The organism is Cupriavidus pauculus (assembly GCF_022179805.1).
Lineage (GTDB): Bacteria > Pseudomonadota > Gammaproteobacteria > Burkholderiales > Burkholderiaceae > Cupriavidus > Cupriavidus pauculus_E.
In genome coordinates this window covers 1-14,180 of sequence record NZ_BPUO01000019.1, presented here as the reverse complement: position 1 = coordinate 14,180, position 14,180 = coordinate 1, and the positions used below count along the sequence as shown (strand labels likewise).

Genomic DNA, 14,180 nt, shown 5'->3' with positions numbered 1-14,180 from the left:
CTCGGTTAGGCTAACTCGAGCTCGTCGGGCTCGTCGCGTGGGACGGCGCGCGTGTGGCGGTGAGCCAGATTCTGGTAGATCCGCACGTAGTCGCGCGCCATGCGTTCCACGGTGAAGCGCGCATCGAATGCGGCGCGTACGCCCGCACGTGGCAACTCGGTAATCCGCTGCACGGCGGCGACGGCGTCATCGACGGTCTCGACGACGTAGCCGCTCACGCCGGGGTCAATGACCTCGCATACCGATCCGCACCGGAATGCGACTACCGGGGTGCCGCAGGCCATGGCCTCGATCATGACCAGGCCGAAGGGCTCCGGCCACGCTATGGGGAACAGGAGGGCCGTAGCGTTGCCCAGGAACTCGGATTTCTCATGCTCGCCGATCTCGCCGATGTACTCGCACCCGGGACTTTGTGCCAGCAGTGGCTGCACAATACCCTCCCAGTAGGCCCGGTCGACCTCATCAATCTTGGCGGCAAGCTTAAGTGGAAGTCCTGCCCGTACGGCAATGTTGATGGCATGATCCGGGCGCTTCTCCGGCGAAATGCGCCCGAGGAATGCGAGATAACCGCCGACAGGCTTCGCGCGGTAGGCCAGCAACCCCGCAGGCAAACCGTGCAGGACCGTGCCGGCCCAATTGACGGCAGGCATGGGGGCTCGCTGAGCGGTCGAGACAGACACAAGGGGAAATTGCGGGAAGCGCGTGTAGAACGGAAGAAGATCCGCGAGGTCCAGTCGTCCATGCAATGTCGTGATAACACGGGGTTGCAAATGCCGCAACGACGGATAGTGCAACATGTCAATATGAAAATGCAGCACATCGAACTCGCACGCCCGTACCAGTACGTCGTCGAGCATCATCATGTAATAGGGCAACGGGTCGCGCATCTGCGCCCCGAGACGCAAAGCGACTTCGCAACTCGGAATCAGCCTGGCTGTAGTCACTGAGTCGCCGCTAGCGAACAACGTCACATTGTGACCCTGGCGCACCAGTTCTTCCGTTAAATAGGAAACGATGCGCTCAGTGCCACCGTATAGACTGGGTGGGCACCGCTCCGCCAGCGGAGCAATCTGTGCAATTCTCATGACTTCCCCCTGATCTGACAGCGATCTGCACAAGCAAGATCACCAAGGCCAGGCCAGGTTCGACGAAGCGAGGACGATCAACGAGTGGCAAGCACCTGCGTAGCATTAGCCCTCTACCACAGTAGCTCAATACGGATTGAAATTCGCCTTGTAGTTTCATGAATGGATGTTTTGTCGGACAAGCAGGCTCGCGCCGATGTGATGTGGCGAATCTACTGGGGTACTGGTCGAACAGCCAAAAATCCCGTGAGACGGCGCGCTCAGGCGCCCTCGTTCTTGCGGTGTAACGTCGGAAAGTTGTATCGGCCAACTGGGCTTCGCGATTGCTCCGGGAGCCTCTACAGCCGTCGAGTCCGACGGAGGGCGACGACGGTCGGCGAACCTCTGCTTGCGTCTTACGAGGATTGGAATGCCACCATGGAAGTTGAGGGGATGAAAGGCGAAGCGCGCTAATGCCGGTCACCAGGTGGAGATGGCGCTTGTCGTTGCGAGCGGCAGGTCGATCCCGTCAGCCGGGTCAGATATAGGTTGGATCGCGACAAAGGGCCGCTTCGATTCAACCTTGCCGAATATGGCGGCAAACGGAATGTCGGAAGCATCCCGTCCGGTGCCAATGCGCAGCAGGCCAGTGGGAATGGACACCCCCGAAGGATCGAGGAGGTACCACCCACCTGAAAGGAACACCTCGACCACCGCGTGAAAGTCCGGCGCGCCCAGCGCAGGATCGGCGCCATAGTCCACGCTGCTGGACATACGGGCCGGAATACTCAGTGCCCGGCAGATTGCGATCATCAGGTGGGAAAAGTCCCGGCATTCGCCGGTGCGTTCGACAATCGTATCGATCGCCCAGGTCCGCTCATTGGTGGGTCGCGAAAGAAAGCGCACATGGTTGCGTACCCACTCTCGAATCGCATGAACGCGCGAATGACCCGGGCGCATGCGGCCAAACTCGCACATCGCGAACTTCATCATGCGGTCGGATTCGCAATACTGGCTCGGCGCCAGGTACGAAAGTACCTCGAAGGGGAGTTTGGCGACGGGTACCACGGTTAGCGACATGCCGTCGTCCAGACGGTGATCGATGTCTACCAACGTTTCATAATGGATGCCCAGAGGGCCCTTGTTCGCACGTAGCCTGAGCAGGACACAATTTGTAAGCGGGTTAGGACGGGGTGCATCGCACCCCTATACTGCTAGGTGAAGTGTTTCAGAAGCCAAGTGCTTCTGGTTCGCCTATCTTCGTTTCCGGGCCTTCCCCCTCGATGACGTCTTAGGACTGGTGACTCCTGAAGTCACTCATGGGGATCCCGGGAAATTTCATGCAAGATGCCACGCGGCGACCGCCGTTCGCTCAGTCCCCTAGCAGTAAAGCAAGCCAGTCTTTCTCCAGGATCGATGGAGTCGATGTCTGGCGTGGAGGACTCTTGTCCGCAAGACCAATCGCAAAGCTGGTCTCTGCAATCGTTGCTGCGCTTCCACGCTTTAGGCGGGCGGAGCCGTGCTCTCATCGTGATGAGGATGCCGTAAAAATTCTGAGCAATGCGATAGTGGTGGAAATGATTACCTGCTGGCAATGGAAGCTCGGTGCCCATGACGGCTCGGCTGGCCTAGCGACGGCAGTGCTGAAAAATGGTCCACGCGGACGTCGCCATATTTCAGTCTGAGAGACACTGCCTCGGCGCGACTGGCACAAGCGCAATCCGGCGATTTGGCCGGCGCCCTGCACTCGTCGCGGGGCCGTGGTGTCCAACGCCACAATCAGCCCGTCGACAGATTGCCGACGATGGACGTCAGTCTGACGGCGCACCGTGAAGAGGTTGCGGTCACTGGAATTTTCGTTGGCGCGCTTGCCGCCGCCGGCGCCACACTTAATGGAAGGTTGAAGATGGCTATGGATCGCGTGACGGAGTACCGTGGCTTCGATATCCATGTTGATCTCAATCTGGCATCCGTGGACACGTTCGACGTCTGGTTCCAGGTTGAGGGGCCCATGAGTCCGCCAGGCGTTGCGGCGATTGGCAAGCGAATCAAAGTCTTTGGTGGGCCGTACTCCAGGCGTTGGGCTTACCTGGTGGCGGAGTTGGGGGGACGGGCCGCGGTGGACGTGATTCTTGGACCGGATGAAAGAGCGGAGGTCGAGAGCGGAGGTCAGATATGCAACGACGCGCCACAATTGGTGAATATGAAGTGTTGATCGAAGCGGAGCAACACCACGGTCTCGCTCAGTTGGCCGGAACGGTTGGCTACGTCGTGCGCTACTCGCTTGCCTGTACGGATTGCAAGCCCGTCAGAGGCGATCTTCACAGCGTACATTCCTACGATCTCATCGACGGTGTCAACTACTTTCGTAGCGTTGATGCGGCGCTTGACTATGGAGAGGCAAAGGCTCGCGATGATGTTGCTACATTGCAGCGAAAGTAATTCGGACACATTCCGGCATATCCGCGTATGCTTGGTCCTCATGGCAATAGAGCTCTAGTCCGTTCTAGCCTTGTGGCAGCGAAGAACGCGGCAACATCGAGGAAGTGCATGCATCAATTATCGTCACAAGCTTTCAGGGAATGCGACGTTTCCGCGTTCCCTGAAACAGCGGTCATTGTTGACGCCATTTTGGAATAGGCCATCTTCGTCCAAGTCCGGGCGAGAATATAACTTTGGATCCCACATAGCATTCAAATCCACGAAGCAGGAAACAATGCCCGGCGTAAGCCAATAAGGTCCGAGGTGAAAATGCAGCGAGACAAATCTTTGTTGGATAGAATCCTCTTGGCGCTGCGGGCCGAGATGCAGGCATCGATGACCGATCTTCAGCTTGGCAAAGCTATTGGCAATGTCGATCCTTCCAGAATTGCCCATCATCTCCTGCTCCTGCAGGACCATGGACTGGTGGAAAAAACCCCAAATATGGCGTGGCGTCTGACGTGGAGCGGCCACGATCGAGCAGACGCCAGTCTGGCATCCTCGCCTCGCTAGCGTCAGGCAGCTAGCACGTTCAAGAACGCGGACATTGCTAATTCTCTCCCGCGGTTGGCTTTCAATGATCTTCTCGCGTGTCCTGAGCCGCCCGCGTCGCGAGATTGATGCCGCTCAATGAAGTAGGCACGCCACGCTTCTTTGCCGTTGCATCCCGACCGCGTCTTGCGCGCTTCCTCGGCGTACTCGGGGATCTCGGAGGTCGACTTGCTGGGCTAGACGCGGGGCCTTGCCCTCCCGAAGAAGGGAGGGCATTAGCTAGTCGTCAGTCCTGCTTAGCCTACGATGCGGATTTGCACGCCGTTCGACGAGTAGACCGGCGTGGCCTTGTAGCCGTCCACAGCAACTGTGGCGAACTGGCCCTTGATGCTGCTGCCGGTAATGACCGCAATCGTGTCGCCGGCCTTGGGCGCGTAGCCGTTCGCGAACCCGATGTGCAAGGTGCCGCCAGCAATTGTCGTCATGCCTGCCACGGTCATACGGCCTTGGCCGTTGGGTCCAACGCGCAAATCCAGCGTCGTGTTGGCCAGTTGCGTGTACTTGCCGGCAATCGCGACGCTTTGCGGTGCATTGATGATGACCGAGCCCGCCCCTAGGTAGACGTCGCCGGTGCCGAAGGCCTTGGCCGAGACCGCTTCCAGTGCGCCGCCGGCCACCTGCGTGCCACCAGAATACGTGTTCGTGCCACCCAGCTTCAGGTTGCCGGTGCCGCTGAGCGTGAACTTGCCTGTGCCAGCGATATCGTTGCGCCAGATGTCGCTGGCATTGAAGCCGCCCTTGCTGGCATCCATCGACACTACGACGTTGCCATTGAACGCTCCATAGCCGTCGCCAGCGGCGAACAAGTTCAGGCGGCCCCAGCCTTCCGCGTCATCCATGACCGGATAGCCCGATGCGATCTCGGTGGTCTTCAGTACTACGCGGCGCTGGTCGGCGCTCAGGTACGGGAAGCGCGTCTCGAGCATGACCTCGGCCCCCTTAGGCACCACCGGGTCGGCCGTAGCCGAACCAATCTGGGCGAAGCCGAACGTCATGCGGCGAAGGAAGTTGGCCTTGTTCGCGGCGTAGTCCGTAAAGCGGTCATTGCTGACGGTACCCGACTGCGCAAAGGTGCGGAACGTGGCCGGCGTGGTGCCGGTGGCCGCCATCAACGCAGTATGGGCCTGGTTGTAGGCCGAGGCCTTCAGCGTGGCGTTGGCCGGCTCATAAAGGTTCGCCGCGGCCGAAGCAATGCCGAGCATGCGTCCGCCAATCACGTCGAGCGGAGAATGCATACCGGCCAGAATGCGGTTTTCACCCAGTTCCATGCCACGGCTGAGCATTTCCTGGAACCGCTCCGGTACCAGGTAAGCCATGACCACGGCATTGCGCAGGGCTTCGGCGGTGTGGCCGCTGATAAATCCACCATCAGTGACAGGGGTCGCGCTGATGGCAGGCACAAGCGTCGGCGCCAGGACTACGCTCGAACTCCAGCGGAACGGACGGGCATACTTATAGAAGCGCTTTGCCGGTTCGGTTGACGCATTGTCGCCAACCTTGTTGACCATCGTGATGACGTCGCCGAACGTCACGTTGGCTGCCCCGGCTACGCCGGTATTGTTGCCGCCGTCGTCGTACTTGACGGTAGTAGCGTCGGCAGGAATGCTGGTGATGGTGGTGGTCTGCTGAGCAGCGGTGCGCCAGGCGGCCGTGAGCGGGCCCATGCCATCCGTCACACTGTAGTTCTTGCCACGACGGTCATCGTAGTATGCGGCTTCTGCCTGTGCTGCGGTACGCGCAGTGGTTGCGTCAATGACGTATTGAACGTTGGCATTGTGTACAGCAGCATTGGTAACGGAGCCACCAGGGTTGCCGTCGTTCGGAATACCAGTCCATGTAGAAGCCACGACGGCAGGGAACGCCCCATTGGCTGCAGCGGGGGCGCCAGCATCAACCAGTCGCGTCAGAGGCTCCCAGACATCAAGAAAGCCCTGAACCACACGCACGCCAGCATTGGTATTCGCGGTCGCATAACGCGCGTCGCCTCGCTGATTTGTCGCAATATTGTCAACAAACGGCAGTACTGACGCCTTGACAGGAGCGCTGTCAACGAAGGCGGGATCAGCTGGTGCGGCAGGAATGGAGAGCGGGGTGGTGGTGCCGGTACCGGCGCCGGTGTCTTGAGGATTGTTATCGCCACCGCCACAGGCGCTGACCAAGAGGATTGCACAAGCGGCTGCGATGGCCGATGGCACACCGGCTTTTGGGAAAGACATATTCGGTCCTCAGTATGGCGGTATCGCGGTGTCAGATGCCGCGTTTCGAAAGAGGACGAATGCTATTGTTTAAGTATTTCAGCTATGTGAATCTAGAGGCATCCCTCGAACCTTGATTGGCTTACGCAAAGTTAGCCGCGCCATAGATCGTGGATTAATGTGGTATTAATTTGAGTGAAGTCGAGCCCTCGGGCGGTGGCCGGACTCCTTACCGCTCCAAGTAAGTCGGTTTTGGGCGGTCGGGCCTGCCTTGGCTGCGACAATTTTCGATGGAGGGAAACGCCAAGCCGGCGTGGACAGTGCCCATGCGCAGTTCGATGCTGCAGCCGCGGATTACCGGCAGACCGTGCTAACGGCGGTGCAAGACGTGGAGGACAGCTATGCGGCCACACGACGCCTGAAGGAGGCTGCATCGAGTCAGGAGTCGGCTCTCGAGGCGTCACAACGCGCGCTCGCGCAAGCGGCGGATCGGTAGGAGTCGCGTACCGGCTTCGTCCCCGCTACGGCTAGATGACCTCAGCGCTCCCGCTGTGGTGCCCGCTATGCCGCGCCTCAGCAGAGCCTGGGGCGACTCCGTTCAATAGAAGTGTCCATAGGACGACCCCTTCGGGCGTCGGCACGCCGCTGGCCACGCCAGCTCAGACACGTCACGCTCGCGCAGCACGCCAGAGATCGCGCAGCGGGGAGTTGGGTGGTAAAGCCCACCTCTGTTGCGAGCTTCAGAAGGCCGCGTCATTGCATCCTTTGCATGGAGTCTCAGTATCAGGAAAAGGCTTCGTGCGCACCGACGCCGGGTCGCTGGCTGGTGGACTGCATAACAGTCGGCAGGCGCCGATTTCCCCTCGGCTGGCCGCTACGCGGGTGGGTGCTTCGCATAAGGAGAGGCCGAATACTCGATTAACTGAGGCTAACATTGACCCAGCTCAAATATATTCCGAAGGTTTTAGTGCTCGGCTGATTTTAATCGCCGTCCAGTATCTGCAGAATTCCGCCTAAACCTAATGGGTTTTTGTGTGCATAACATCGCTTTAACGAATGTATTAACTCTTTCCTCGTCTTGCCTGGTTTGACTGTAAAGGAATAAGCATCATGAAAATGAAATTCTTCTCCGCAATGGTTGCTGCTGCTGTAGCCACCGCCTCGGGCGCCGCGTTCGCTTCGGAGGGAACCATCACGTTCCAAGGCGAAATCACTGATCAAACCTGCACGATTTCAAGTAGCGCGGGAGGTAAGGATTTTACCGTCGTGCTCCAACGAGTTTCCGCATCGTCGCTGGGTGCAACCGGCGATACTTCTGGGGACACAGCCTTTTCCATCATCTTGACCAACTGTTCGCCTGACAGCGGCCCCGTGCGTACGCATTTTGAAGCGGGGTCAACGGTCAATGCCGAGGGCCGGCTGATGCAACAAGCGGGAACGGCGACCAACGTCGAGATCCAACTGCTGAATGGCGATAGCACTGTCATCAAGGCGGGCGATGCTGTCGCTTCGCAGAACTCGAAACCGGCGACGATCGCCTCCGGCTCGGCGACGCTGCCCTACATCGCTCGCTACTACGCCACTGATGCCGTGACGCCGGGAACCGTGACCTCTTACGTCACCTATTCGTTGGCGTACCAGTAATGAGGGGTGCGAGGAAGGATTAGGAAACGCTCATGAGCCCGCGACAGCCTTACCGAGCGGCATACTGCGCGGCGTGGCTTGCTATCGGCATTGCGGTGCCGATGTATGGCAACGCCTCGATCGTGATATCGGGGACGAGGGTCGTATATAACGCAGGGGACCGCGAGACAACGATCAAGCTGACGAACGAGGGGAAGTCGCCGAGTCTGGCGCAGGTTTGGATCGACAAGGGCGAAGAGAACGAGGCGCCTTCCTCCATCGATGCGCCCTTCATGGTATCGCCGCCCATCGCACGTATCGATCCGGGGACAGCCCAAACGCTACGGATCGCCTATACCGGTGAAGCGCTTGCCCAGGAGGTTGAAACAGTCTTCTGGCTCAACGTGTTGGACATTCCGCCGAAGTCGGACGAGGGCGCCCATGGAGCTAACAAGATTCAATTGGCGTTCCGTTCTCGTATCAAACTTTTCTTTCGACCTAGCGCCATTAGGGGAAGGTCAATTGATGCGCCCGACACAGTCCAATGGAAGCTGGTCCCCGGAGGGATAGAGGCCAAGAATCCGTCTGCGTACCATGTCTCGTTCGCTGCAATTGAGGTCGCCGGCGGGAATGGGATTATGAAGGCGCGCGATGGTGGAATGGTCCCCCCGGGCGGCACAAAAGTGTTTCCGCTAGAAGGGGTGATATCCGATGGGCCCGCGGTCAAGGTGCGATTCCACGCCATTAATGATTATGGCGGCGCACATCGCAATGAAGTCCTATTGGAATAGGGACCGTTACGGGTAGCCCGTGTTCGGTCTTTCATAGATTTATACGCCAATTCGAAATTTACTCGGCCAGCTGTTGGCAGGACTTGACTCGTCGATAGTATTCCCCTCTACCAAGATGCTGAAATATAGCCGCCTTTCTTTGCAAAAGCTGAAATTATGCCCAATTGCGGCGGTAGTTCTCATGCTTGCCGAAGGCGGTCCGGCATTCTGTGCGACACCGGCTGCGGACACCGCTCCGCTTGTGGCGGAGGTTCAGTTCAATCACGACTTCCTGCAGAAGGATGCCTCGCTGAGCCTCGATATCAGCCGATTCAACAAAGGGAACATCGCGGCGCCGGGGCGATATCGTGCGGAGGTGTTCGTCAATGATCTTTGGATCGGCAACGTTGACGTACTGTTGCGTCAGCACGGTGCCGATATGGCGAACGTGGTGCCGTGCCTGGATCGCGCCATGCTGGATCGGTTTGGCGTCGACTTCACAAAGCTCGACGATGCGGCGCTAGCCGAGATCGAGTCGACGGAATGTCTGGATGTGGCTCGACTTATTCCGGGCGCGTCGGCGATCTTTGACAACGGCGAGCAGCGGCTCGTCGTATCGGTGCCGCAGGCTGCCATGCTGCGCAACGCGCGTGGCTATGTAGACCCGAAATTTTGGGACGATGGCATCAACGCAGCAAGGCTGCAGTACAACGCCAACGTTTACCGCGCTGACTACAGCGGCAACAGCTATATGCAGAGCTATGTCAGCGTGAACGCAGGGTTCAACGTCGGTCCATGGCGGTTTAATCACATGGGAAGTTACAGTCATGTGGATACGCTAGGCGGTACGTACCAGGCGCTACAGACGAACCTGAAGCGTTCTATCGCGTCGTTTAAGAGCCAACTGACTATCGGAGACGGCTTCACGGACGGGCAGTTGTTCGACTCCGTTGGCTTTCGCGGTGCGCAACTTGCCAGTGATGACCGGATGTACCCCGAGTCCCAGCGCGGCTACGCCCCAACGGTGCGCGGTATCGCGTCGACGACAGCGCGTGTGCAGATTCGCCAGAATGGGAACGTCATCTATGAGACCACCGTGCAGCCGGGCGCATTCGAGATCGACGATCTGTATGCAACGGGTTACGGTGGCGACCTGGAAGTGCTCGTAACCGAGGCGGACGGTAGTGTGCACGTCACTAAGGTGCCGTACGCCGCGGCAGTCAATGCGCTGCGACCTGGTGTCACCCGCTTCAGCGTGACCGGCGGTCAGTACCGCAACAGTAATACTGCAATACATCCGTTTCTGGTCCAGGCCACTATCCAGCACGGGTTCTCCAACCTCATCACGGGGTATGCCGGCTTGACCTTGGCAGAGCACTACGCGTCGGGGTTGGTCGGCATTGCATTGAATACTGATATCGGCGCTGTGGGCGCCGACATTACCTATGCCCGAGCGAATCTCGCTCATCAACCGGATCGCAGCGGTCAAAGCTATCGGATCAGTTACACCAAGCTCGTTCCCGCGACGAACACTAACTTGACGCTCGCCGCATACCGGTATTCGACGCAGGGGTATCTTGGTTTGGCCGATGCGATGTCCTTGCGAGATCTGGACTCCCAGCACCTTGCCCAGGGAATGACAGGGATTCAGCGCGGGCGACTGCAACTCACATTGAACCAAGCATTGCCTCTCGGGTGGGGCAGCCTCTACTTTTCCGGATCCACCCAGGACTACTGGAACCGGTCCGGGCGGGATACCCAGTTCACGCTTGGCTACAACAACTCGTACAGGCGTATCAGCTACGGCCTTGCAGCCTCGCGCGAGTACAACCTTGGCCAAAATAAGTGGGTGAACCGCGTGATGCTGACTGCCGGCCTCCCGTTGGGTAGCGCCGCGCATGCGCCATACGCGGTCACCTCTCTCGAGCGCATCGCGACGGGTGCCACAAACCTTCGCGAGTCGGTCTCGGGCACCCTCGGTGAAGACAACCGGTTCACCTACGGTATCAATGCGGCCAGGACGTTCGGTGGGGGTGTCAACGCGGCAACTGCGGGCGGCGCAAATGCGACCTATGTGTCGCGGCTTGCGACGTTGAACGCCAGTGTGAGTGCGGGTACCAACTACACCCAGGTGAGCGCCGGATTGGCCGGTGGTGTGGTGGCTTACTCTGACGGGGTCGTTTTTGCGCCGGTGATGGGTGAAACCATCGCCGTAGTGGAAGCAAAGGACGCGGCCGGCGCCCAAGTACTGTCGGCCGCAGGCCTGCGGGTCGATCCGTGGGGACGCGCTATCGCGGCAAACATGATTCCATTCGCGCGCAACCAGATTGAGCTCGATCCCAAAGGTCTGCCGATGAGCGTTCAACTGAAGTCGACGACCATGCTCACAAATCCGACGGCTGGCGCTGTGACCCGCGCGAAATTCGAAACGGAGAACCTCGGGCAGGCGACCTTGATCCGCGCGAGCCTGGTCAACGGCAAGCCGCTTCCGTTCGGCGCCATTGTCCTCGACGCTCATGGCCAGCAGATCGGCGTGGTGGGGCAGGGAAGCAAGATTCTGGCGAATCTGCGTGAAAGCTCCGGTGATCTCGTCGTCAAATGGGGACAAGAACAGGCGTCGCGGTGTGGGTTCTCGTTCAACTTCCCCGACGCCGGTCCCGAGGCTGCAGATATGCCGTTTCGACAGACCACCGCCGTGTGTCAAGGTCAGGGCGGAGCGGTACTGTGAGCCGTATTGCGCCCGCCACTCGCAAACAAATGAACATCCTCCGGAAGACGCGAGCGCCGTTGTGGCGTTCGGATCCAACATGCAAGACGATGGCATACCGAAATTTCATCTCGATATTGGTCGGATTGGTCTTGATGATCGGTTCCACCTCCGCTTGGGCGCTAAGGTGTGTGAGCGCGTCAGATGGCTCTGCCCTCGTCACTGACACGATTTCGACGAATATTCCGGTGCCTGCTGATGCCCCAGACGGGGCCGTGATTTGGGAATCGTCGGTCCGCACGATCAGGGTTACCTGCAGCCATGATTGGGGGGCAAATAGCGAGAGCGTGTACTTGTACGTCAACCCCTCCAATGCTGGACCTGCCACGGGCACGTCTGTCGGCATTCGGCGGGGCAATCAACTGTATACGCAGACCAATGGCAGGATTCAGCTTGACCAGACAATCCCCGCGGGTATCAGCCAAACCGTGACGTTTCCGCTTTCGTTCTCGGTCGTGGTGCTCAAGATGGGCGCCTCTCCAAGCAATGGGGTCTCAACGTTTAGCAATTTCCGCGTTTTCCAAATCGACGGGCAGGCCGGACTCAATATCACGCCCGACTACAATATCAACTACGTGCTGAGCGGCAATATCCGGTTTGTCGGCTGCTTTGTTAATCTGGCGTTCAGTCCGAGCAGTGTCGTCGATTTCGGGAGGATGCTTTCCGCAGGCACTGTAGGCATCGTAGCGGCGGAGAGGAACTTTTCCATCTCTGCGACCCGCGGGTGCAACTCGCCGTACCAATTGAGTATCGCTTTCGTTCCCACTACCAGTACCCCGGCGGGCACGGTGTCCGGCTCGGATACGTATGCGCTGGAGAATGGCGTCGGGCTGAGCATTGTCGATGCCGCATCGGGCGCGACTGTCCCGCTCGATGGGACCTACTCAAGTTTCGTGAATCTGATGACGGTGACGTCTGCCACGAAGCAATACCGGGCCCGTCTGTCCCGCCGGGCCAATCCGTTGGCGATTGGCCCATTCAGCGCGACGATGGTCGTCAACGTCGAATACTACTGACAGCCTCCGTGGCGTGCATCCATTAGCAGGCTCGGCGCACCGAGGCCCGGGGCATCCGTTTGTGGCGGCAATTGCCTCCTGTCGAAAGCCAGCCCTCGTGAGTTAGCGCCGGTCGGCCGGGCCGATTTCCCTCAGAAAGTGCGTCCGCCTGCAGCAACTTAGCCTCCCTCAGGAACGTGATCCCTTTTTGGGAAAGGTGAGGGCCCTTAAAGGCGTTGGCCTCGTAGCCGCTCGCATCAACAATGCCGTTCGCACCGGGTTGCAAGCCCTTTGATGGATCACATCCTGCCGCGGGTCAATATCTGGGAACTGAGTAGGTCGATGGGCATTTTCACGCCCAGTGTAGGAATGTCGTAGCGACCCGCGGCCACGACGTACCCCGCCCGCACCCGGCCACACCCCACCGGACCTAACACGCCGCCCTCAGCCCCCGCTCTCGCTGGGGCGCATTGCGACTGCGCTGCGGTTCGTGCCCCCGCTTCCCGTGGCCTTCTCCGGCCCTTTTTGTACACGACTGTATCAAGTCGTCGTGACGATACGTGCCCTGACAGAACGGCCCCCACTCGGCTACGGGCGCGATACGTGAGCCGCGTTAAATAGGTTCCATGGCAGCGCGACGCAACGAACCAAGCGAACAAGCTGCTCAGGCGTACCGCCTCGTTACGCCACATCCAGCGAAATGGAACCGAACCGCACCTACCGACAAAGGAAAACGATCATGTCCAACACCTTCACCAAGCGCCTTGTTCTCGCCGTTGCCCTCGTTGCTGCCGCCGCTGGCGCACAAGCCTCCGTCCTGGGTGCTCGTGACCCGTACACCGATGGCGCCCGCTCCGTCACCGAAGCCCGCGACCCCTATACGGAAGGTGCCCGGTCGGCGGATCCGTTCCTGGACGGCGCCCGCTCGGTGCAGGAGCCGCGTAGCCCTTACGCCGACGGCGCCCGTTCGGCAAGCACAGTAGCGCTCGTCCGCTCGGCCGATCCGTATCTGGATGGCGCGCGCGCCGTGCTGGATCAGCGTAGCCCGTACTACGATGGCGCTCGCTCGGTGCAGGAACCTCGCAGCCCGTATTACGACGGCGCGCACACGGTGGCAGGCATGGACCGTACCGGCGTGTCCGCAGCGCCGGAACGCAGTGTCGATCCGTACCTGGACGGGGCTTACGCGTGAACTTAAGGCGGGTGAAACCTGCTCGTGTGCAAAACGGCACGGTTCCCCAGTGGGCGTACCGGGTTAGAGACCCAACCCAGTATGGGACGGGGCTTCCGTTGGAAGGTGGCATCCGAAGCGCATAGATCCCAAATGGATGTGATCTATGAGTACTATATGAAAAATACTTGCCAAGGCCGGAGCAAACCATTAGTATTCGCTCCCCGCTGCAACGAGCAAGCGTTCGGTGAAAGCGGGGCGAGCATTATTTCGCTAGATTTTTTCGCGCCAAGCAATGCTTGGGACGAGAAAAGAAATGATGAGAAAACGGTTGACGAATTAGGGAAAACCCTTAATAATCTCGTTTCTCCGCTGCAACGAAATGACGGCAACGTCAGCGACGCAGCGACAGCGAACGGCAAAGCCGGTCGCTGCAGTTCTTTAACAAACAAACAACCGATAAGTGTGGGCGCTTGATGGCGAACGCCGCTGAGGACTTCGGGTCTTCAGTGTTGCTTCAAAAGTATCAAGTGCTCGCACAGTAAAACATGTTGGTTTGCGT

12 protein-coding genes and 1 pseudogene are annotated in these 14,180 nt (G+C 59.2%); 9 read left to right on the top strand and 4 right to left on the bottom strand.

Going from position 1 to position 14,180, the window contains the following annotated elements; all coding sequences use genetic code 11:
• Window positions 1-5: 5 nt before the first annotated feature.
• Together MFF62_RS27035 and MFF62_RS27030 are read right to left on the bottom strand one after the other, a co-directional pair.
• Complete coding sequence (locus tag MFF62_RS27035; RefSeq protein ID WP_238266298.1) at window positions 6-1,085, bottom strand: glycosyltransferase family 4 protein; 1,080 nt, start codon at window positions 1,083-1,085, stop codon at window positions 6-8.
• A 459-nt stretch (window positions 1,086-1,544) separates the two neighbouring features.
• Window positions 1,545-2,144 (bottom strand): transglutaminase-like domain-containing protein, encoded by a 600-nt coding sequence (locus tag MFF62_RS27030; RefSeq protein ID WP_238266297.1) that lies wholly within the window; start codon window positions 2,142-2,144, stop codon window positions 1,545-1,547.
• A gap of 724 nt (window positions 2,145-2,868) precedes the next feature.
• Here MFF62_RS27030 and MFF62_RS27025 point away from each other — a divergent pair.
• Both MFF62_RS27025 and MFF62_RS27020 read left to right on the top strand, forming a co-directional pair.
• Window positions 2,869-3,279 (top strand): hypothetical protein, encoded by a 411-nt coding sequence (locus tag MFF62_RS27025; RefSeq protein ID WP_309295919.1) that lies wholly within the window; start codon window positions 2,869-2,871, stop codon window positions 3,277-3,279.
• Entirely contained in the window at window positions 3,240-3,506 is a 267-nt protein-coding gene (locus tag MFF62_RS27020; RefSeq protein ID WP_238266294.1) for a hypothetical protein, read from the top strand. The genes MFF62_RS27025 and MFF62_RS27020 overlap by 40 nt, the downstream gene beginning before the upstream one ends.
• A gap of 123 nt (window positions 3,507-3,629) precedes the next feature.
• Here the strand turns inward: MFF62_RS27020 and MFF62_RS27015 are convergent, their stop codons facing one another.
• On the bottom strand, window positions 3,630-3,944 hold the full coding sequence (locus MFF62_RS27015) for a hypothetical protein (protein WP_238266293.1): 315 nt from the start codon (window positions 3,942-3,944) through the stop codon (window positions 3,630-3,632).
• 389 nt (window positions 3,945-4,333) lie between these two features.
• The gene (locus tag MFF62_RS27010) at window positions 4,334-6,313 is read right to left on the bottom strand and encodes an acid phosphatase (protein ID WP_404990843.1); all 1,980 of its coding nucleotides are present in this window, start codon (window positions 6,311-6,313) and stop codon (window positions 4,334-4,336) included.
• A 232-nt stretch (window positions 6,314-6,545) separates the two neighbouring features.
• Here MFF62_RS27010 and MFF62_RS27005 point away from each other — a divergent pair.
• From MFF62_RS27005 to MFF62_RS26975, 7 genes and pseudogenes are all read left to right on the top strand, one after another.
• A pseudogene (locus tag MFF62_RS27005) lies at window positions 6,546-6,788 on the top strand (TolC family protein); the annotation flags it as partial.
• 614 nt (window positions 6,789-7,402) lie between these two features.
• Window positions 7,403-7,936: a fimbrial protein gene (locus MFF62_RS27000; protein ID WP_238266286.1), complete on the top strand. Its 534-nt coding sequence runs from the start codon at window positions 7,403-7,405 to the stop codon at window positions 7,934-7,936.
• A gap of 32 nt (window positions 7,937-7,968) precedes the next feature.
• Complete coding sequence (locus MFF62_RS26995; RefSeq protein WP_238266285.1) at window positions 7,969-8,706, top strand: fimbrial biogenesis chaperone; 738 nt, start codon at window positions 7,969-7,971, stop codon at window positions 8,704-8,706.
• A 181-nt stretch (window positions 8,707-8,887) separates the two neighbouring features.
• Entirely contained in the window at window positions 8,888-11,413 is a 2,526-nt protein-coding gene (locus tag MFF62_RS26990; RefSeq protein ID WP_238266284.1) for a fimbria/pilus outer membrane usher protein, read from the top strand.
• A 134-nt stretch (window positions 11,414-11,547) separates the two neighbouring features.
• Entirely contained in the window at window positions 11,548-12,468 is a 921-nt protein-coding gene (locus tag MFF62_RS26985; protein WP_238266282.1) for a fimbrial protein, read from the top strand.
• Between the two features lie 718 nt (window positions 12,469-13,186).
• On the top strand, window positions 13,187-13,639 hold the full coding sequence (locus MFF62_RS26980; protein ID WP_238266280.1) for a hydroxyquinol 1,2-dioxygenase: 453 nt from the start codon (window positions 13,187-13,189) through the stop codon (window positions 13,637-13,639).
• A gap of 132 nt (window positions 13,640-13,771) precedes the next feature.
• Window positions 13,772-14,095: a hypothetical protein gene (locus MFF62_RS26975; RefSeq protein WP_238266279.1), complete on the top strand. Its 324-nt coding sequence runs from the start codon at window positions 13,772-13,774 to the stop codon at window positions 14,093-14,095.
• Window positions 14,096-14,180 lie beyond the last annotated feature (85 nt).

Excerpts from the sequence above, each read along its gene's own strand:
- MFF62_RS27035 (WP_238266298.1), bottom strand. The coding sequence starts at position 1,085 with ATGAGAATTGCACAGATTGCTCCGCTGGCGGAGCGGTGCCCACCCAGT.
- MFF62_RS27030 (WP_238266297.1), bottom strand. The coding sequence starts at position 2,144 with ATGTCGCTAACCGTGGTACCCGTCGCCAAACTCCCCTTCGAGGTACTT.
- MFF62_RS27025 (WP_309295919.1), top strand. The coding sequence starts at position 2,869 with ATGGACGTCAGTCTGACGGCGCACCGTGAAGAGGTTGCGGTCACTGGA.
- MFF62_RS27020 (WP_238266294.1), top strand. The coding sequence starts at position 3,240 with ATGCAACGACGCGCCACAATTGGTGAATATGAAGTGTTGATCGAAGCG.
- MFF62_RS27015 (WP_238266293.1), bottom strand. The coding sequence starts at position 3,944 with ATGATGGGCAATTCTGGAAGGATCGACATTGCCAATAGCTTTGCCAAG.
- MFF62_RS27010 (WP_404990843.1), bottom strand. The coding sequence starts at position 6,313 with ATGTCTTTCCCAAAAGCCGGTGTGCCATCGGCCATCGCAGCCGCTTGT.
- MFF62_RS27000 (WP_238266286.1), top strand. The coding sequence starts at position 7,403 with ATGAAAATGAAATTCTTCTCCGCAATGGTTGCTGCTGCTGTAGCCACC.
- MFF62_RS26995 (WP_238266285.1), top strand. The coding sequence starts at position 7,969 with ATGAGCCCGCGACAGCCTTACCGAGCGGCATACTGCGCGGCGTGGCTT.
- MFF62_RS26990 (WP_238266284.1), top strand. The coding sequence starts at position 8,888 with ATGCTTGCCGAAGGCGGTCCGGCATTCTGTGCGACACCGGCTGCGGAC.
- MFF62_RS26985 (WP_238266282.1), top strand. The coding sequence starts at position 11,548 with ATGATCGGTTCCACCTCCGCTTGGGCGCTAAGGTGTGTGAGCGCGTCA.
- MFF62_RS26980 (WP_238266280.1), top strand. The coding sequence starts at position 13,187 with ATGTCCAACACCTTCACCAAGCGCCTTGTTCTCGCCGTTGCCCTCGTT.
- MFF62_RS26975 (WP_238266279.1), top strand. The coding sequence starts at position 13,772 with ATGGATGTGATCTATGAGTACTATATGAAAAATACTTGCCAAGGCCGG.